Origin of the sequence: Paenibacillus sp. JCM 10914, assembly GCF_001315105.1 — a bacterium.
In the GTDB taxonomy this organism is placed as follows: domain Bacteria; phylum Bacillota; class Bacilli; order Paenibacillales; family Paenibacillaceae; genus Paenibacillus_AQ.
Map to the genome: position 1 here is coordinate 1 of NZ_BAZR01000036.1, position 20,250 is coordinate 20,250.

General features: G+C 50.6%; 9 protein-coding genes, 6 pseudogenes and 1 riboswitch. Of the genes and pseudogenes, 11 read left to right on the top strand and 4 right to left on the bottom strand.

Annotated features, from left to right (window positions below):
• Window positions 1–208: 208 nt before the first annotated feature.
• From JCM10914_RS24740 to JCM10914_RS24755, 4 genes and pseudogenes are all read left to right on the top strand, one after another.
• A pseudogene (locus JCM10914_RS24740) lies at window positions 209–2,214 on the top strand (heavy metal translocating P-type ATPase).
• Window positions 2,215–2,258: 44 nt separating this feature from the next.
• Window positions 2,259–3,356: a leucine-rich repeat domain-containing protein gene (locus JCM10914_RS24745; protein ID WP_023966042.1), complete on the top strand. Its 1,098-nt coding sequence runs from the start codon at window positions 2,259–2,261 to the stop codon at window positions 3,354–3,356.
• A 180-nt stretch (window positions 3,357–3,536) separates the two neighbouring features.
• The gene (gene trxB, locus JCM10914_RS24750) at window positions 3,537–4,478 is read left to right on the top strand and encodes a thioredoxin-disulfide reductase (RefSeq protein ID WP_023966044.1); all 942 of its coding nucleotides are present in this window, start codon (window positions 3,537–3,539) and stop codon (window positions 4,476–4,478) included.
• Between the two features lie 50 nt (window positions 4,479–4,528).
• Window positions 4,529–4,765 (top strand): glutaredoxin family protein, encoded by a 237-nt coding sequence (locus tag JCM10914_RS24755; RefSeq protein ID WP_023966046.1) that lies wholly within the window; start codon window positions 4,529–4,531, stop codon window positions 4,763–4,765.
• Window positions 4,766–4,846: 81 nt separating this feature from the next.
• Here the strand turns inward: JCM10914_RS24755 and JCM10914_RS24760 are convergent, their stop codons facing one another.
• Together JCM10914_RS24760 and JCM10914_RS24765 are read right to left on the bottom strand one after the other, a co-directional pair.
• Window positions 4,847–5,047, bottom strand: a complete 201-nt coding sequence (locus JCM10914_RS24760; RefSeq protein WP_023966048.1) for a hypothetical protein — start codon at window positions 5,045–5,047, stop codon at window positions 4,847–4,849.
• Between the two features lie 154 nt (window positions 5,048–5,201).
• A pseudogene (locus tag JCM10914_RS24765) lies at window positions 5,202–6,368 on the bottom strand (ROK family protein).
• Between the two features lie 267 nt (window positions 6,369–6,635).
• On the opposite strand from JCM10914_RS24765, the gene xylA reads away from it, so the two are divergent.
• The 5 genes and pseudogenes from xylA to JCM10914_RS24790 all read left to right on the top strand — a co-directional run bounded on the left by xylA (window position 6,636) and on the right by JCM10914_RS24790 (window position 14,244).
• Window positions 6,636–7,952, top strand: coding sequence for a xylose isomerase (gene xylA, locus JCM10914_RS24770; RefSeq protein WP_023966056.1), 1,317 nt, complete (start codon window positions 6,636–6,638; stop codon window positions 7,950–7,952).
• 120 nt (window positions 7,953–8,072) lie between these two features.
• Entirely contained in the window at window positions 8,073–9,572 is a 1,500-nt protein-coding gene (gene xylB, locus JCM10914_RS24775; RefSeq protein WP_023966058.1) for a xylulokinase, read from the top strand.
• Between the two features lie 222 nt (window positions 9,573–9,794).
• On the top strand, window positions 9,795–10,424 hold the full coding sequence (locus JCM10914_RS24780; protein ID WP_023966060.1) for a bifunctional 4-hydroxy-2-oxoglutarate aldolase/2-dehydro-3-deoxy-phosphogluconate aldolase: 630 nt from the start codon (window positions 9,795–9,797) through the stop codon (window positions 10,422–10,424).
• 221 nt (window positions 10,425–10,645) lie between these two features.
• The gene (locus JCM10914_RS24785) at window positions 10,646–12,991 is read left to right on the top strand and encodes a YcdB/YcdC domain-containing protein (protein WP_036720026.1); all 2,346 of its coding nucleotides are present in this window, start codon (window positions 10,646–10,648) and stop codon (window positions 12,989–12,991) included.
• A gap of 111 nt (window positions 12,992–13,102) precedes the next feature.
• Window positions 13,103–14,244: pseudogene (locus tag JCM10914_RS24790) on the top strand (transglutaminase domain-containing protein).
• A gap of 84 nt (window positions 14,245–14,328) precedes the next feature.
• Here JCM10914_RS24790 and JCM10914_RS24795 read toward each other — a convergent pair.
• Together JCM10914_RS24795 and JCM10914_RS24800 are read right to left on the bottom strand one after the other, a co-directional pair.
• Window positions 14,329–15,718 (bottom strand): annotated as a pseudogene (locus JCM10914_RS24795) (amino acid permease).
• Window positions 15,719–15,891: 173 nt separating this feature from the next.
• Window positions 15,892–16,075, bottom strand: a riboswitch (Lysine riboswitch).
• A gap of 135 nt (window positions 16,076–16,210) precedes the next feature.
• Window positions 16,211–17,339 (bottom strand): annotated as a pseudogene (locus JCM10914_RS24800) (virulence factor).
• 353 nt (window positions 17,340–17,692) lie between these two features.
• Here JCM10914_RS24800 and JCM10914_RS24805 point away from each other — a divergent pair.
• Entirely contained in the window at window positions 17,693–19,045 is a 1,353-nt protein-coding gene (locus tag JCM10914_RS24805; RefSeq protein ID WP_023966080.1) for a cytochrome ubiquinol oxidase subunit I, read from the top strand.
• Window positions 19,042–20,075, top strand: a pseudogene (locus JCM10914_RS24810) (cytochrome d ubiquinol oxidase subunit II). Before JCM10914_RS24805 ends, JCM10914_RS24810 begins: the two are co-directional and overlap by 4 nt.
• Window positions 20,076–20,250: the final 175 nt, after the last annotated feature.

Consider the following 20,250-nt stretch of genomic DNA (forward strand, 5'->3'; position numbering starts at 1 on the left):
GGTTGCTTAGCAAAAAAAATCAGTTTACAAATTAACTTCTTCCGCGTATTATACATATAAAGTTGGTCTTAGGAAAATAAATTGTATAAGTTCAACAATGATTCTCATTCTCATTTAACATGCTGCTCCGGCGATAATGCCGGGGCAGCATGTGTCATTTTCAGGGTAGTAATAATGGATTTCATTCTCAATTAGGAAGGTGATTGACATGCAATGGATACAACGACAAACGGCGACGGGCCGAATATCATCAATCGAAAATGGAGCTGATCCGCGTGAGCCGCGGCAGCCTGGCAAGTGGGATATCCGAAGTCTACTTAGCAATCCGGAGGTGGCCGCTGCTCTTGGCAGCGGGGTGCTGATGTTGGTCGCGTGGGCGGCGGGCTCATGGTCTCAACCGTTATCTATCGTGCTATATATTATTTCTTACGCTGTCGGGGGCTGGGTTAAAGCCAAGGAAGGGTAGAGACTCTTCTGAAAGAGCGCGATCTGGACGTGAACCTGCTTATGATTGCAGCGGCCATCGGTGCGGCTGCGATCGGTTACTGGAATGAAGGCGCGATGCTGATCTTTATTTTTGCCATGAGCGGTGCCCTGGAGAGCTATACGATGGAGAGAAGCCGTAAGGATATTTCCTCACTGATGGAACTGCAGCCCGAAACAGCGCTGCGTCTTGAGCAGGGGGAGATGGTATCTGTCTCCGTCCACCAGCTAGAGGTTGGCGATTTGATTCTCGTGAAGCCGGGAGAGCTGATTCCGGCTGACGGCACGATATATCGAGGCGCATCCTCCGTTAATCAGGCTTCGATTACCGGCGAGTCTGTGCCGGTCGATAAGACGGTAGGGAGTGAAGTATTCGCCGGTACGTTGAATGGTGAAGGTGTGCTGTACGTGGAAGTGACCCAATCCGCGGAAGCTACGCTGTTCGCCAAGATTATTCGCCTTGTAGAAGAAGCGGAGAATGAAGTTCCCGCATCGCAAAGATTCATGAAGCGATTTGAATCCGTGTATGCACGCGTCGTTGTGATCGCGACCGTCGCGATCATTACATTAGCTCCAGCGGTGCTCGGCTGGGATTGGGATACGACTTTCTATAAAGCCATGGTCTTTCTTGTTGTAGCATCCCCATGCGCACTGGTGTCTTCCATTATGCCTGCGATGCTCTCGGCAATATCGAATCGCGCCAGACAAGGCGTGTTATTCAAGGGTGGGGCTCACATTGAGAATCTGGCACAAACGGCGGTTGTAGCTTTTGACAAGACAGGTACGTTGACGATGGGAACGCCGGTGGTTACAGATTTTATCGCAGGCGAGGGCTGGGAGCGCGAGGAACTGCTCGGCATCAGTGCGTCGATCGAATGGATGTCGAAGCATCCGCTGGCCCAGGCCATCGTCCAGTACGCAGAGGGCGCGGGTGCGCCAAGACGTCAGGTAGAACATGCGCAGTCGTTGACCGGATGGGGCATGCAGGCGGAGCTGGATGGCGTGGTCTGGAAGATTGGGAAGAGCGATATGCTTGATCAAGATGATGCCGCAGACGCGCCAAATAACCTGGATCAGCTATCCGCCGGCTCCAAGTCGTATTGGATTTCGGCTCGGAACCGACTGGAGGCTGAAGGCAAGACGGTATCGGTGATGATGAAGGGTAATTGTATTGTCGGGATGATTGCGCTGCAGGATGCGGTTCGCCCTCAGGCTGCGGCGGCGATAAAACAACTGCAGAAGCTCGGGATTACCGTAGCGATGCTGACAGGGGACCGGAAGGTCACCGCGCAAGTGATCGCAGCACAGAGCGGCGTCGATATGGTATTCTCCGACCTGCTCCCGGAAGATAAAGTGCGGCACATTAAAGAGCTTCGTGCCAAGTATGGGCATGTGGTGATGGTAGGCGACGGCGTTAACGATGCGCCGGCACTAGCTACGGCTACCGTAGGCATTGGAATGGGGGTATCGGGCAGCGGCACCGCCTTGGAGGTTGCCGATGCCGTGCTCATGAACGATAATATCGAAGAGATCGCGAGCACGGTGAAGGTGGCGCGGAAGGTGCAGCGGATCATTAAGCAGAATATGATCTTTGCCATCACCGTTATTGCAACCTTGATCATCGCGAACTTCATGGAAGGCGTCGCGCTCCCGCTTGGGGTGATTGGCCATGAGGGAAGCACGATCCTCGTCATATTGAACGGACTGCGACTGCTGCGTTCCAAAGCTTGAGTGACGTTGTTTAGGAAAAAGGTATGAAAGGGGAATGAAAGTATTTGAAAGTCGCAGCGATGTTCTATGATTCGCCATATGGCGATGCTTACCGCTGGCTCATTGATTATGGGATAGAGAAAGCCGATACTTTTATGCTTTCACGGAGCCTCCATTCCGAACTGCTTGAGGAAGGAGAGAACGTACTGACCCAGCTCGAACCTTTCTTGATTCGGAAGTACGGCATCACTCAAGAAGAGCTCGAGAGCAGGTATAAGGAAATAACGGAAGAAGATATGTTCCCCAAAGAAGACAAGAAGAAAAACGAGGCTGCACGTCATAAAGGAATCGAGTATCGGAGTGGTACTTATTATGTATACAGATGTTCCAAGGAAGCAGCCGACATACTGAAGAACGCCGCTGAACATTGGTTTGAATGGGAGCACCCCCATTTGCCGGCCGATTTATGGTTCCTGGATAAGGATGGGAATGATTTCATTCATAATATCGCCCACGAATCGATGGGTGGCATTCATGTTGATGTGGAGGAAGCGGAGAGAATCAATGAGACTGTGCCCGGGATGTTCATTATGAGACGGGGTCATAAGAACAACTTCGAGTCCTTTTGGCAGGATGCGTTGTTTCACAAGCCGCGGAAGCTTGAGCTATACGGATTTGGCATCGAGGCTATCCCCGAATCGATCGGGCAACTCAAGGAGTTGAGGGAGTTGTCCATCCACGAAAGTAATGTCACGATGCTTCCTGAAGCTTTATCAGAGCTTAATCAGTTAGAGGAATTGACCGTCTACACTGCAGATCTGAAGGAAATTCCTGCGTGGGTCGGGAATCTGACGCAGCTGAAACATCTGAGAATTGCGTGTGGGAGTTATCATGGAGCTACGGATTATATCATACCTAGGGAAGAAGTTGCGCTAACCCAAGTGCCTCCCGAGATCGGTCGGTTGAAGCAGCTAGAGAGTCTAAGTATCAATTATACAGGAATTACAGATCTGCCCGAGGAGTTGGCTCAGTTAGAGAAGCTCCGCTATCTGGATCTTAGCAGGAACAGATTAAGGGAGGAACCAAGTATATTAAAAAGATTACCCGTACTCCAAAACGTGTGCCTGTCCGGTAATGAGTATAACCATGCCGATCATTCATAAGAACCAGTTTTACGAGGCCGCACCTACTACGGGGCGGTCTTTTGGCTATTGAGAAGCTTCATTATAAATTCATGTTGCAGACCGGGTGTAGATATTGACAGGTGGTCGATATATTATCATAATTAATACTAATTTATAATTATTATAATTAACTGTTGCATATACAGGAGGGAATCATTTATGTACAAATCCGTTATTATCGGCACCGGCCCGGCGGGGCTTACGGCAGCTATTTACCTCGCACGCGCTAATCTTAGCCCATTGGTGATTGAAGGTCCGCAACCTGGAGGACAGTTGACAACGACGACCGACGTTGAGAATTTCCCAGGCTTTCCTGATGGAATTATGGGCCCGGAACTGATGGATAACATGCGGAAGCAGGCAGAACGCTTTGGCGCTGAATTCCGTACGGGCTGGGTGAACAGCGTCGAGTTCGGGGAGCGTCCGTTCAAGCTGGACGTCGAAGATATCGGAGAGATCGTTACAGAGACCTTGATTATCTCAACAGGTGCAACAGCGAAGTATCTGGGAATTCCAGGAGAGCAGGACAACGTTGGACGTGGTGTAAGCACATGCGCAACTTGCGACGGATTCTTCTTCCGCGGCAAGGAAATCGTTGTTATCGGTGGTGGGGATTCCGCCCTGGAAGAAGCGAACTTCTTGACTCGTTTCGCTTCCAAGGTTACCTTGATTCATCGTCGCGACGAGCTGCGGGCATCGAAGATCATGCAGGACCGTGCCCGTGCCAACGAGAAGATTGAATGGTCCCTAAACCGTTCGCCGCAAGAGGTTATTGCGGATGAGCAGGGTGTGAAGGGTGTGCGTGTGATCAACAACGAGACGGGTGAAGAGGAGATTATCGAAGCAAGCGGCGTATTCGTGGCTATCGGCCATCATCCGAATACCAGTTTCCTCGGCGGCAGCATTACGACGGATCCTAACGGCTATATCGTGACGACGCCAGGTACGTCGGAGACGAATATTCAAGGCGTATTCGCATGCGGCGACGTGCAGGATACCCGCTACAGACAAGCCATCACAGCAGCAGGCAGCGGATGCATGGCGGCGATGGATGCCGAGAAGTATATCGAGAGCCTGGAACACAGTGCCGTCGTATTGTAAAATGATAGATGCAGAGTTAGAGATTATGGAGTAGAGGAGACGAACCGACTATGGAAAATGTAATTGTCTACACATCGAACAACTGCCCGCATTGCAAACAGGTGAAAGGCTACCTGACCGAGCAGGGGATCGGATTTGAAGAGCGCAATATCGAGACTAACGACGAATTCGCACAGCAAGTGTGGGATATGGGCGTACGCGCGGTTCCGCTTACCATTATCGGCGAGCATCGGATTTTGGGCATGAACAAGCTTCAATTCAACAAGGCGTTGAATCCGGAAGCGTAACATATAGACTGGTATCTACCAAAAAAGGCTCTTTCCATGACATGGAAAGAGCCTTTTTATTGCTGTTTTGTGGAACGGTCGTCAGCCAAAAAACATATTCATGATGAGCTGAAATACGACGTATACGCCGGCTCCCGAGCCTATCAGAATAAATCCTGCCTTCTTCTTGGACTGAAAGAAGCGCAGAATGCCCAGGCTAAACAATGGTGCAATGATCAGGAGAAACAGAAGTACCGTCACAAACACGTCTGCTGATATTTCCGCGGTGCTAACATAGGTCATTTGAATCTTTCCTCTCCCTTACGTATAACGATCACACGCTCTTCTCTAGTAACAGCGTGGCATAAATGATCAGGATGAGAACTATTATAGCCGAAAACCGGATGTTTTTCCTTATTCAGCATAGCCATAAATGCGACAAAATAACGTCAATTTATTAATGAACCGGCATGGACACCCGTACGGGACTCAAAAATTGCGAGATCGCAGAGTATGCAGCTCCGATCATGGTCGAGCGGCTGCCCAGCTGAGCAAATCGGATTTCCATTAACTCACGGTGATACGGCAGCGTACGCTTTGCTACGACCTGCCGGAGCGTGGGCTCTAGCCAAGCTCTCGCATCGGAGAGGGGGCCGCCAATAATTACCGATTGTGGGTTAAACCCGTTAACCAGGTTTGTAATGCCCACGCCCAAATACCGTCCAAGCTCCTCGAATTGACGAATGGCTTCAGGATGACCCTCATCCGCATGTCGAATCAATTCCGGCGTTTTGCTTGATGGGAGAGAGGCTCGATGCTCGTATGATTTCTCCGAGGCGTACAACTCCCAGCAACCGCGATTGCCGCAAGTGCACTCGATGCCATCGGCATTAATAGACATATGACCACTCTCGCCAGCGTAACCACGTGCTCCCTTATATAGTTCCCCGTTAATAATGATGCCAGAGCCAATACCGCTGCCAGCACTGATGTACAGAAGATGGCGTACATGCTGGCCCGCGCCGAAGCGCAACTCGCCTTGGGCGCCTGCGTTCGCTTCATTATCTATCGTGACTGGAAGTCCAAGCTCTTCTTCCAATCGGTGCTGCAGCGGCACCATCTCCCATCCGAGGTTCGGGGCGAAGAGAATCGTGCCATCTCCGTCGACCATGCCCGGCACGCCTACACCAATCCCGATGATGCCATAAGGGAGGGAGGCGCTTGTCTCATCATTTCCTTGGTCATTCGAATCATTAACTCCGTTACCGAATCCACGTCATGTTGTTCGATGGGGGTTTCGTCCTCAGCTAGGATGCGGCCTTCCAGATCGGTCAGCACGGCAGTCAACTGCTTAACCCGCAATTCAACCCCGACGGCATAACCGGCTTGCCCGTTAAACAGAAGCAGCTGCGGCTTTCTGCCGCCGCTGGACTCCCCCGGCCCGATCTCTTGCACAAGGTGATTGGTGCACAGCTCCTGAACGAGATTAGAGACCGTAGCTTTATTTAAGCCCGTGAGTGGAGACTTTAGCCCGTGAGACAGGCGCATGCTGACGGATGGTATCGAGTATGATGGATGTGTTTATTTTCTTGACCAGTGCCTGGTCACCCGTAATATTCGTCATGTTTATTCATCCTTTAGTCTGTTCGAGTTCTTTCAATCAGGGTTCATATCGGATTGATATGCTCATAGTCTAGGCTCAAATTTCGGAAAATGCAACAGGGTGTAGCCGCGGCGAGCAGACAAGTGTGCAATCATAGGAAATTATCAACTGCTTGCAAAAGTTGTATTCAAATAACTTAGTTTAACCAATAGACAAAGTTAAAAAGCTGTGTTAGGATAACGTTGTAAGCGTTAACCAAACCTTAATCAGGTATAGGAGGATTTATACATGGCTTATTTCAACAACATTAGCAAAGTCGAGTACGAAGGCAGCACATCGACGAACCCTTATGCTTTTAAATTTTATAATCCAACCGAAGTCGTAGCAGGCAAAACAATGGAGGAGCATCTCCGTTTCGCCATGGCTTACTGGCATACATTGACTGCAGGCGGTTCCGATCCGTTCGGTGCCGACACCGCAGTTCGTCCTTGGGGCAAATACTCCGGCATGGACCTCGCGAAAGCCCGCGTAGAAGCAGGCTTTGAATTCATGGAGAAGCTGAATCTTCCGTACTTCTGCTTCCACGATGTGGACATCGCGCCGGAAGGCAGCAATCTGCGTGAGTTCTACAACAACATCGACACCGTTGTGGATTCGATCGAAGACCATATGAAATCCACCGGCAAGAAATTGTTGTGGAACACGGCGAACATGTTCACCAATCCTCGCTTCATGCACGGTGCAGGTACGACTTGCAATGCGGACGTATACGCTCATGCAGCTGCACAAGTGAAGAAAGGTCTTGAGGTTGGTAAGCGTCTGGGCGCCGAGAACTATGTGTTCTGGGGCGGTCGCGAAGGTTATGAGACGTTGTTGAACACCGATATGGGCCTGGAACTGGATAACCTTGCACGTCTGTTCCATATGGCTGTGGACTATGCGAAGGAGATCGGCTTTGACGCTCAATTCCTGATCGAGCCGAAACCGAAGGAGCCAACGAAGCATCAATACGACTTCGATGCGGCTACAACGATCGCATTCCTGCAGAAATACGGTTTGGAGAAGCATTTCAAGCTGAATCTGGAAGCGAACCATGCGACACTGGCTGGTCATACGTTCGAACATGAGCTTCGCGTTGCACGCATTAACGGCATGCTCGGTTCCCTGGATGCGAACCAAGGCGACATGCTGATCGGATGGGATACCGATGAATTCCCAGTGAACATCTATGATGCTACCTTGACCCTGTATGAAGTGCTGATGAACGGCGGTCTTGGCCGCGGTGGTGTTAACTTTGATGCGAAGGTACGTCGTCCGTCCTTCGAGCCGGAAGATCTGTTCCATGCGCATATCGCAGGTATGGACACATATGCAAAAGGCCTGAAAGTCGCCGCGAAGCTGATCGAGGATCGGGTGTTCGAGAACTTCATCGACAATCGTTACAGCAGCTTCAAGGAAGGCATCGGTGCCGATGTCGTGGCAGGTAAGGCTACGCTCGCTTCCCTTGCTGAATATGCGCTGAACAACGAATCCCCTCGTCAGAACGAGTCCGGACGCCAAGAGATGCTCAAAGGCATTCTGAACCAGTACATTCTCTCGAACTAATAATCAGCCAAGACTTATCGGCTTGAATGTGTACGATGAAATTCTAACCTACACCGGCTCCCTGCAGGGAAGCGGTGTACTATTGTATGTAGCGATCCGCAATATCGAAGGAGGATGTAGATGAGTTACGTAATTGGGATTGATCTGGGTACGAGCGCGGTGAAGACGGTACTGGTGGACCGTAAGGGCAAGGTAGTCGCCGAGCATTCGGAATCCTATCCGCTGAGCCAACCGAAGCCGGGGTATAGTGAGCAGCGTCCGGAGGATTGGGTGGACAAGACGGTATTGTCCTTGCGTTTATTGATGGAAGAATCCCGCATTTCCGCGTCAGAGGTTGAGGGATTGAGTTTCTCCGGACAGATGCACGGTCTTGTGCTGGTAGACGGAGAAGGTGCTGTATTGCGGCCGGCTATCTTGTGGAATGATACTCGTACAACCGCACAATGCCATCGTATTGTGGATACGCTGCAAGAGAAGCTGCTCCGTATTGCGCGCAACCGTGCGCTCGAGGGCTTTACGCTACCCAAGATCTTGTGGGTGCAGGAGAATGAGCCGAAGGTGCTGGAGCAAGCAGCCTTGTTCTTGCTTCCGAAAGATTATGTGCGATATCGGTTGACCGGACAATATGCGATGGACTATTCTGACGCTGCAGGTACGCTGCTGCTCGACGTGGCGGGCAAAGCATGGAGTAAAGATATTCTGGATGCGTTCAAGTTGCCGCACACCATATGTCCACCGCTCGTTGAATCCTTTGACGAATGCGGAACCTTGCGGCCGGAAATTGCCCAGCAATCGGGCCTCTTGCCTGCAACCAAGGTGTTTGCAGGCGGTGCCGACAATGCCTGCGGCGCGATCGGAGCAGGGATATTGGAAGAAGGACAGACGATGTGCAGCATCGGTACATCGGGTGTCGTCCTTTCTTATGAAGAACGCAAGGAAGTAGATTTCGAGGGCAAAGTACATTTTTTTAATCATAGTGAGCAAGATGCTTACTATATTATGGGTGTCATTTTGGCCGCGGGATACAGCTTAACCTGGTTTAAAGATACCTTCGCACCAGAAATTTCATTTGATGAACTGCTCAGCGGAATTGGCGAAATCCCGGCAGGAAGCGGAGGATTACTATTTACGCCATATATCGTAGGTGAACGTACACCTCATCCCGATGCCGATATTCGGGGAAGCTTTATCGGTATGGATGCCGGACACAAGCTGACCCATTTTGCACGCTCCGTGCTTGAGGGGATCACCTTCTCCTTGCGGGAGTCGATTGATATTCTCCGCGCGTCGGGCAAGACGATTGATCGCGTGGTCTCTATTGGCGGCGGGGCCAAGAACGAGACGTGGCTGCAGATGCAGGCCGATGTCTTCAATGCCGACATCGTGAAGCTGGAGAGCGAGCAAGGGCCGGCAATGGGTGCCGCGATGCTCGCTGCCTATGGATGCGGCTGGTTCCCAACACTACAGGATTGCGCCAAGGAATTTTTGCGCGAATCGCGTACGTATTCACCGAACCCGACGAGTGCGGTGCAATATGAGAAACTGTTCGGACTTTATCAACGCATATACGGTGCAACCCGAGAACTTGGCCAAGGCTTGTCCAAGTTCCGCGGAGCCTAGAATCCCATGCAGATCGCAGACAGACTCTGAAAATGAGTTTAGGTCTGCGATCTTTTTTTTGATTCGTCCGAATGAACGTCTTATACTTGTAACAAGCCGTATCTGGCATAAACAGTCAATCAGCATACCAGATCACTGTGAAGAAGTGATCATTTCATAACAGATGAAGTAATGCCGATTAAGCAGTAGTTCAAACGTGTATTAAAGAAAGGTGGATGCAGAATGAAGCTGACGGCGGAACTAAAGCGCGAACGCTTGGTTGCAATTGTAAGGGGTATTTCAAGAGAGCAAGCCGGTTTTGTGGGGGAAGGTTTGGTACAAGGCGGCATTCGCTTTATGGAAGTAACGATGAACACGGACGGAGCTCTGCCCATGATCCAGGCATGGCGTGAACGTTATGACGGTCAGGTTTATGTGGGAGCGGGAACCGTGTTGGATGTCGATATGGCGAAGAATGCCGTTGCTGCAGGTGCGCAGTTCTTGATCTCGCCGAATACCGATCTAGCGGTGATTGAATATGCCTTGGAGCAGGGGGTCGATGTGTGGCCAGGTGCCATGACGCCGACCGAGATCGTGGCGGCTCATGCGGCAGGCGCGGAGATTATCAAACTGTTTCCAGCGGCTAGCTTGGGAATCTCATTCATAAAGGAGCTTCAAGGACCGCTTGGTCATATTCCGCTGCTCGCTACGGGCGGTGCCACCCTAGAGAATCTTGGTGATTATTATGCGGCAGGGGCCGTTGCGGTTGGCTTGGGCAGCGCGCTTTTGTCTAAAGAAGCTTTGGCTTCTGGTGCACAGGATGAGATTACGAAGCAGGCAGTTGCTTTTGTAGAAGCTGCAAGGCTTAAGTAGATTACTCACTGTCCAATCGCGAAATGGTTACACCTTATTCATTCTTAATCTGACAGGTTATCTTTTCGTGTTTGGTTACATAAGGAATATATAGACAAGTTATGGTATTATTTAGGTAGCTTATTATGTCTCTTGCCGTAGTACAGGCTGACAATAAGGAAACAGGGCATCTTGTGCATTTAGGCATGGTTGGCTTCAAAGTATGGGAGGGAGCGAATCTAGTGAATTCGAAACAAAGAGGGAACAAGAACGTAAGAGTGAAGCAAACCGTCAGCGCGGTTACGGCTGCGGCCATGTTATGCTTGGCACAACCGGCTTGGGGGGACCCTGCCGTAAGCGAAACGCAAGCTGTAGTAAGTAACGGGTCGAGCAGCTCTGAACAAATGTCGCTCACGGATAACGAAATTCCGCAAGGGGCGAAGATTTCATCGAAACAAGCGGAGAACATCATTCGGAAGGCGTTTCCGGAGCTTAAGAATGCTCAGGTGACGAATGCAATGCTCCAGGATCAAGATGGGATGCGTACGAATGTGCTGGCATGGGATTTACAATGGTCGGTATCCAAGGGGAACACCAGTACCGGTTTCAATTCGGTCATAAACGCAGTGACTGGGGAGATTATAAACGTTCATATCCCTGGCCTGATTACCGATATCGGCAAACAGGATCAGCCTTCATTGAACCGTGAACAGGCGAAAGAGCATGCACTGAAATGGATTGCGAACCAAGTGAAAGGAATCAAGACGAGCGATCTTAAGGAGAATGAAGCTTATCTGGGGATGGAAACAGCGCTATTCAGTCCACCGCAGCATCATTTTTATTTTCAAACCACGGTGAATGGGATTGAGTCAGATGTAAATAGTATCTCGATTATGCTCGATGGGCAAGGCCGTGTTAACGGCTTCTCCCGCAATCTGACAGGTGATGAATTCCCTTCACCAACACCGGCGATCGATGCAGCAACGAGTCGGAAGCAGTTCGAAGAGGATTTCAAGGTGGAATTGGCCTATGTTCCTGAGAAGTTATATAGCAATGCCAACGGGAAATACTTTCTAGGTTATCTCCCGGTAGAACAGAGTGGCTTAGCAATGGATGCAAATACGGGTGAATTTATTAGCAACCTTGGGGGCGAAGCTGAGATTGTCCATGTCGAGGATGGCACGATTCCGGCATCATCTGATACGTTTGCACCGGTGACAAGCTCACTTAACGGAGGAGACGCTGCAGCGAAGTGGGTCGAGAGCCAGATTAAGCTTCCAGCAGAATTGAAAGTGCAATCCAAGTCACTCGGAAACCGCGGGATGAATGGCAACTCGAAGACGTGGAGTCTTATGTGGCGTGAGGGAGATTCGTTCAGGCCGAGCGGAGGGGCGGCGCATGGTGAGGTCGATGCCAAAACGGGGCAGATTTACTCCTTCTATCGCTATTCTTATGACCCGAGCGAGGCTCCTGTCGTGAAGAATCCGATCAAGCAAGAGGCCGCCATTGAACTTGCGCATAAGACGGTATCCAAGCTTGTCCCGAACGCTTCAGCGGAATGGAAGCTGATCTCCGTAGGAGTGCAGAACATAGAAGAGCAGGTTCAGAACTATCAATTCCGATATCAGCGGTACGCAGATGATATTATGATCATGGGAGATTCGCTTTATCTGTCGATTGATGGAAGTGGACAAATTATATCCTATAACGTTAGCGCCAATGCCGAAATATCCAAGCTGGAAACCAATGTGTTGGCTAAGGTGACATCAGAACAAGCTAAAGCTGCATTTCTGAAAGAAATCGAGATGAAGCTGAAATACGGTTATTACGGGTCTTTTAGTACTTATTATGCAGCCAGTGCCCCGCCCAAAGGGAACATTAAGTTAATCTACTATCCATATCATCAACAATCATCGTTCGGTGGAATTGCCATTCCTCTGGATGCAAACACAGGGAAATGGAGAGATATCACACCGGGGATGGGAAGAGGGAATACCCCGATTGTTACGGATATTTCGGAACACCCTGCGAAGGCAGCGCTTGACCTCATTGTGAAGCACAACGTGATGAAACCGGATAGCGATGGCAAGATTTATCCGAATCAGACGATTAGTCTCGGTGATTGGTATCAGTACATTGCAGCTTCGGTTTCGCCTTCCTATGAGCAGATGTATGGAAGATCGGTTATGGACCCATACGCCGGTGTGAAGCCGGATCATCCTTACTATCCGGCCATACAAGTGCTACTCAGCCAGAGCTGGCTGCCTTATGAGCCAGAAGGTACGTTACAGCTTGAGCGCAAGCTGACTCGCGATGAACTGGCAGCTTCCTTGATGCGTGTTCTCAACTATGAGAAGCTGTCTCAAGCATTCATACTCCCAACCGATGTACAAGGCGTGAGCGATGCAGAGTCGATTCAACATAAAGGTGCGGCTTTGATTGTCCTCAAGTTGGGACTGCTGAAGCCTGTGGATGGCAAGTTCATGCCGCAACGCGAGGTGACGCGCGCCGAGGCAGCCGAGGTTCTGGCGAGCCTTGCCAAGCTTGCCGGCAGCAGCGATTCGTTCATGTCATATAATCGCTGGTAGTCCACCCGGTATTTTCGTGGATGCTCGACAAAACTAGAACCCATACGCCCGGATGGAATATGTTACAATGATGGTGCATACGGATGAGGAAGATGAAGGGCGGGTGTACCGATGAAACGAAGCCGAGGGACGCTGGTCAAATTATTGTTCATAGGAACTCTGGCGATAACCGTTGCAGCAGTACCTGAACCGACTAATCTCAGTGATGTCTATGCCACATCGAACAAAGCAGTCGTCAAGTCTGTCGATGCGATTCAGCAGAAGTTGTTGATCGCGATGAGTGACAGACAATCCACGGTTCGCTTTGTCTATCAAGGTGAGACCAAATCATTAAAATCACAGCTTAAGAATGCACTTGATCAGGCTATGGCAAGCGATCCGTATATTCATTACACCATCGCAAGCTACAGCTACGACTATCGCGGAACGTCCAGTTCCGCGAATGTGACCGTCCGGCTCAGCTACAGAGAAACCGCGGAGCAGACGCAATATGTTAACGAGCGTTCAGCGTCAATTCTGAAGAGCATTCTGAAGCCGGGGATGAACGATCATGAGAAGGTAAAGGTTATCCATGATTGGATTGTACGCAACTTGAAATACGATACGTCACTGACGAAATATACGGCATTTGATGGACTCTACACCGGGAGCACGGTGTGTCAGGGATACTCACTCTTGACGCACAAGCTGCTTAAGGAAGCGGGCATCGAGAACAAAATACTGGAGGGTACCGCCTACGCCACCGATAATCCGCAAGGGCAGCTGCATGCCTGGAATCTGGTAAGGTTGGACGGGGCTTGGTATCATCTCGACACGACATGGAACGACCCGGTTCCTGATCGGGATGACGAGGTGTCCTACACATACTATTTGCGCACCGATGCGCAGATGAGCCGCGATCATACATGGATTAAATCTTACCCGAAGGCGAACACCCTTTATCGCGATACGCTGGCGAAGCTGACCGCGAAGGACGGCTCCAAAGCCGAAGCATATGAACAGATCAAGACGGATCTGGAATATCAGTTATACGACGAAGAGGATATCGTAAGTTCTTATAAGCAGCTTCTTCCGCTGGTAAAGGAAGCTAAGCAAGCCGGCAAAGAAAAGTTAGTGTTTAGATTCAAGGGCAACGAGAAAGCTCTCGTTCGTGTCTTACAGGAGCTGCAATTGAAGAACAGCCTAGGGTCGATCAAATATTATCATAGCGTTTTGAGGCAACGGGAGATTTGAGAGTTCAGATTATTTGGTGAAAATGCGAACAGCAAGAACGCGCAGGGGAGCGGAATTGATTCTACCCTACGCGTTCTTTTTTGTTCGTTTATATAAAGGGCCGATTATCTGGCGCGTGTCGTCAGGTCGCACTCGTGCAGGGGAACGATACGGCTCTTCTTAATCAGTCGATAACCGAACCAGATCGACAGGAATAACGGTACACTGACATAAGTAGCAACGATCGTCAGCCAATCCATGTCTCCGCTGAAATTACCTTGACCGATAATGGCGACCAGACAGAGCAGGAACGCGAAGATGGGCCGAATGGGAACCAGCGAGCACGAAACGGCAGGTCCTTCAGGTTGTGCCCTTGCGCGATATACGCCTTACGAAAGCGGTAATGACTCACGGCAATGGCAAGCCAGTTCATGAAACCGCACATCCCCGATGCATTTAGCAGCCATACATACACGACGCCATCGCCGAAGAAGGAAGCGAGAAAGGCGAGCATACCGACTGCAGACGTTACGATTAATGCGGCAACGGGCACGCCGCGGCTGTTCAGACGGCTAAGCCATTTCGGAGCCAAACCTTGCTTGGCCATCGCATACAGAACACGGGTAGAGGCATACATCCCGGAGTTACCTGCGGACAGCACGGAGCTGAGAATGACCGCATTCATGACCGAGGCCGCAAAGGCAAGCCCTGCCCGCTCGAAGACGAGCGTGAACGGACTGACACCGATGTTATCCACGCCGGATTTCAACAAGCTTGGATGCGTGTATGGGATCAGCATGCCGATAATGAAAATCGCAAAGATATAGAAGATCAGAATACGCCAGAACACCTGACGAATTGCTTTGGGAACATGCTTGCGCGGATTCTCGCTCTCACCGGCGGCAACCCCGATAAGTTCAGTCCCCTGGAAGGAGAAGCCTGCTGCCATGAACACGCCCACGAGCGCAAAGAAACCACCGTGAATCGGGCCATCACCAAGTCCGAAGTTGGTAAAACCGACGGATTCTCCGCCCAGAATACCAAAAATCATCATCATGCCGATGATCAGGAAGATAATTACGGTCGCTACCTTAATGATCGCAAACCAGTATTCGGATTCACCGTATCCTTTGGTTGATAAGAAATTAAGGCCGAACATGATGGCCAGGAACAACAGACTCCAGAGGAATGACGGGCTGTCCGGGAACCAGAATTTAATGATCATCGTGGCCGCGGCCAGCTCAGCGGCAATTGTGACGGCCCAGTTATACCAGAAGTTCCAGCCGACGGCAAACCCGAATGCGGGGCTGACGAAGCGGGAAGCGTACGTGCTGAATGAACCGAATCGGGAAGGTAGGTGGCCAATTCGCCCAGGCTCGTCATCAGAAAGTAGACCATCAAGCCGACCGCAGCATATGCAATAAGCGCTCCTCCGGGCCCGGCAGAGGCGATGGCTGTTCCGCTTGCGAGGAATAAGCCGGTACCGATCGAGCCGCCAAGTGCGATCATCGTCATATGGCGAGCTTTGAAACTCTGCTTGAGCGAGGTAGCGGGTATTTTTTTGTGATTCAAGGTCGAACACTCCTTCTATACAATAAGAAAATGAATTACCATATTGGCTTGAAAGAATAAAAAAAGACCACAGGTGCTAAACCTGCGGTCTCATCGCGCTTCCGCATCATACACTCCTTGACGATAGCTCAACACGGGAGGGACCTCCCGTGACAGTTCCGCGCCTGTTCGGCGACGGCCCCAGCTCCGGGTGATCAGAGTCTCCCCGGCACTTCGGCAAACAAGCCTTTCCTCGTGCATCATGAGCGACTCTTCGCCTCCGCACGCCTAATCATCATGTTTGCGACCTCTACCTCATCTTGGCATGATGAGGATTCATTATCGTATTCTGTTCTAGCAAGCGAACCTTAGTATATCACATCATATGTTAGAAGCAATGGTTAATTTTGTGTAATTTATATGCAAATAAACAGTTGTAATCATGGGGCGATTGCATCAGGTACGTTCCCGTTTCGCCATCTGCTGCCATACGGTTCCTGCCGCCTCTTCACCCGATTCGATACGTTCAAGCGCCATTCGTGCTTGCAGGCTGACCTCGAACTCGGGATCATCCGCCGCCGCTTCAAGAGCAGAGCGGGCATCCTCGGTTCCCACCTCGTACAGGAAGCGCGCTGCGCGCCAGCGAACGATCTTGCTGCTGTCCTTCAAGGACTCCACCATGACTGGCGTCGCGGCGGCATCCCCAATATCGGACAGTGTATCCCCAGCCGTCCGGCGTACGGCCGGAGCATCGTCCTGCATGGCCTGATATAAGAGCTCCATGCTTCCGATGTGCGAAGATCGCCCAGATATACAACGGCCAGACGCCGGATCTGCATCTTCGGATCCTCAAGCGCTTGACGCAGTAGCGGGGTATGCTCCTCGGTCGGCTCCAGTACATCCAGTGCGGCATAGCGCACGCGCCAATCTTCCTGCTTCATGGCAGACGCTATTTCTTCGTCGGACAGCTTACGCCGCTCCTCCACGAATTCCTCATCACTGACGCGTGGGCAATAGCTTGAGCGACGACTTTATCCAGTCGTTCCTGCGGGAACGCGGCCTCAAATTCCTGCTCAACTTCACGGGCAATATCGGGCAAATCCCCGTAACGAACGCCATAATCCTTCAGCTTGCGTTCTTTGATCAAGGTAGCGGTTGCCACCTCGGTGACCGCCTTCGTGAAACGATCGGACAAGGCGATCCGCTCTTCCTTCGGGCCGCTCTTTACCCGGATTTGCATCGGAATGTTGCGGAAGTATTGCACGAATACTTGAGCTTCGCCAAACGAAGCGTCTTCATCCGTCTCATTCAGGCTGGCAGCAAGTCCTTCCTGGCCGAATATCTCTTGCACGGCGCCGAGAATGGATGGCCAATCCGCGTTGCCTTTGCGATCCAAAGCAATGAAGTCGAGCGTGTGAAACACACTCTTCACGCCGGGTATATGAAGCAGCTGTCGGATCCAAGCGGGGGCAGATCGTTCATTATCTACTGTATATGTTTTGCGTATCCCGGAATCCAGGGTCTCGTCCAGATGGAGCTTCATGGAATTGGGGCTCGGGGTGGGTTCGATAAACGTTATTTTCATATTAAGTCTCGCCTCCTTATCTCCCTATTGTACCTCTTTTCCCAGCAGGAAAAAACATGGGGCGGCGCTTTCCGTAAAAATGCGCGAACTCCAATTTTGGATAAAACAAGGAAAGGTTTGTCAAACTGTAAGGGAGAGAGTCTGATTAGGCCGGATATCGGGGAGGCTGAGAAGTGGATGTATCGCAAGCAGGAGATGAAACTGGCTGTCGTCTGCTTTATCGTGGCAGGCATCATGCTGTATGCGGCGGTAAAAGCATGCATAAGATACTTGCACTACTTCGGATAGTTTGTCCATATGGATGCATACGCCCGAGAATCTATTAGATCAAAGAGCATCGAGGAGTGAACTTCATGTCTTCACTGGATCCCGTATTAATGAGTCGGATACTGACCGGCTTGACGTTATTTGTACATATTGTTCTGGCAACAATCGGGGTCGGAATTCCGATTATGCTGGCGCTGGCGGAATGGAGGGGCATTCGTACCGGAGACGGCCATTATACATTGCTGGCACGAAGGTGGGCGCGCGGGTATGTGATTACCGTCGCTGTTGGCGTAGTCACCGGAACCGCAATCGGATTGCAGCTAAGCTTGTTGTGGCCGACCTTTATGCGGGTGGCCGGAAAGGCGATTGCGTTGCCGTTGTTCATGGAGACCTTTGCATTCTTCGTCGAAGCGATATTTTTAGGGATATACCTCTATACCTGGGATCGATTCAAAAATAAATGGACACATCTGCTGCTCCTGATTCCGGTGGCTATCGGTTCATCTGCATCGGCTTTTTTCATAACAAGCTTGAATGCATTTATGAATCAGCCGCAGGGCTTCGAACTGGTGGATGGTGTTTTCACTAATGTGAACCCGTTTATAGCCATGTTTAACCCCGCCACTCCAACAAAGGTCAGTCACGTGTTGGCGTCGGCGTTCACAACGAGTGCTGCGGCACTGGCCAGCATCGCCGCCTTCAGCATGCTTCGCGGAAGCAAGCACATCTATTTTCGTAAGGCACTCAAGCTGACGGTCATCTCTACATTTGTGTTCGCGGTGGCTACGGTAATGATCGGGGATTTCTCGGGTAAATTTCTGGCCAAGTATCAACCTGAGAAGCTGGCAGCGGCAGAGTGGCATTTCGAGACGATGACGGAGGCCCCGCTGATCTACGGCGGCATATTGGATGAGAATAATGAGATCAAGTACGCACTGGAAATACCGTATGCACTTAGTATTCTGGCAGGTAATAGCCCCAGTACGGAAGTGATCGGCCTCAATGAATTTCCTGAGAACGAGAGGCCACCATTGTCGGTCCATTATTTTTTCGATTTGAAAGTAACGAGCGGCGTTGTCATTGTGCTGATTCCGATATTGTACATGCTCAGAAAGAAACTTCCTGGCAGAAAGCCTTATCCAAAATGGCTGCTGCTCAGTATATTGGCTTTAGGTCCGTTAACGATGTCTGCGATATGGCTCGGCTGGTTTCTTGCTGAGTTCGGCAGGCAGCCATGGATTGTTAGAGGGTACATGAAGGTATCGGACGCGGCGACGACTTCATCAAGCGTAGGCTGGATGCTACTGCTATTTATCGCGCTGTATCTCGTTCTATCCATCTCGGCCATAAGGGTGTTAGGCCAGTTGTTTAAGAATAAGAACGCGGAAGAGGAGATCAGGCTGCTCGGAATCGATCATGAAGGAAGTGACAGCAGATGAGTTACGCAATGGTAGCCATAACCGTGCTTTGGACGTTTTTGTTCGGCTATTTGCTGGTTGCCTCGATTGATTTCGGTGCCGGCTTCTTCAGCTTCTACAGCGTGCTTACCGGTCACGAGAACAAGATTCATAACATTATTCAGCGGTATCTCTCACCGGTCTGGGAAGTGACCAACGTCTTTCTGATCTTTTTCGTGGTCGGCCTGGTTGGATTTTTTCCGGATGCGGCTTACTATTATGGCACGGCTTTGCTTGTACCGGGCAGTCTGGCGCTGGTTCTGCTCGCCATTCGTGGTGCATATTACGCGTATCACACGTATGGCAGTCAGAGAGATAATAACTTGATCTATATGGGATTGTACGGAGCCACGGGTTTGCTCATACCAGCTGCACTGTCGACGATTCTCGCTATTTCCGAAGGCGGTATTATTTATGTGGCGGACGGAAAAGTGGAGCTGCACTGGTATGCATTCTTTACCAATCCATACACCTGGTCGGTCATCCTGCTCGCGCTGGTGAGTGTGCTGTATATTTCAGCGATGTTCCTGTCCTACTACGCCCACCGAGCGGGAGATCAGGTAGCGTTCCATGTGGTTCGGGGATATGCGTTAATGTGGAGCGGGCCAACGATTATGGCTCCGTATTCGCTTTCTTCCAGATCAACCATCAGAATCCGCGGCATTTTCAGAACATGCTGGATATCGCCTGGATGTTCGTTCTGTCCTTCATTTGTTTTGTGATTGCCGTATACTTGGTGTGGAAGCGTACAAGGCTCGGACTTGCCTTTATTATGGTGATGCTGCAATTTGCATTCGCATGGTACGGATATGGCCGCTCCCATCTGCCGTATATCCTGTATGACTTCATTAACATCCATGATAGCATTACGAATGACACGATGGCCGTCGCGCTGATTGCTGCATTCGTGCTGGGGTTGTGCGTCCTGATCCCTTCGCTGTATTTACTCATGCGGCTGTTTCTGTTCGATGCGAATTACATCCGCGGCCGCAATTCCGAGAGGAAAGGGTGAGGGGACATGGAGGATTTCAGCATATTCATCGCACCGCTTCTGACCGTCATGGCAGCCGTCGCTTTTCTGGCCATTTATGCCGATAAGTACAAAGATCCGCAAGACTAAATGATTCGTTGCGCAAGATTCGGTGTAAATGATCCACAAGCGAAAAGTTGAGCGGGCAGGTCGATAC

Coding starts and splice junctions, on each gene's coding strand:
- JCM10914_RS24760 (WP_023966048.1), bottom strand. CDS start 5,047: ATGACCTATGTTAGCACCGCGGAAATATCAGCAGACGTGTTTGTGACG.
- xylA (WP_023966056.1), top strand. CDS start 6,636: ATGGCTTATTTCAACAACATTAGCAAAGTCGAGTACGAAGGCAGCACA.
- xylB (WP_023966058.1), top strand. CDS start 8,073: ATGAGTTACGTAATTGGGATTGATCTGGGTACGAGCGCGGTGAAGACG.
- JCM10914_RS24780 (WP_023966060.1), top strand. CDS start 9,795: ATGAAGCTGACGGCGGAACTAAAGCGCGAACGCTTGGTTGCAATTGTA.
- trxB (WP_023966044.1), top strand. CDS start 3,537: ATGTACAAATCCGTTATTATCGGCACCGGCCCGGCGGGGCTTACGGCA.
- JCM10914_RS24805 (WP_023966080.1), top strand. CDS start 17,693: ATGTCTTCACTGGATCCCGTATTAATGAGTCGGATACTGACCGGCTTG.
- JCM10914_RS24755 (WP_023966046.1), top strand. CDS start 4,529: ATGGAAAATGTAATTGTCTACACATCGAACAACTGCCCGCATTGCAAA.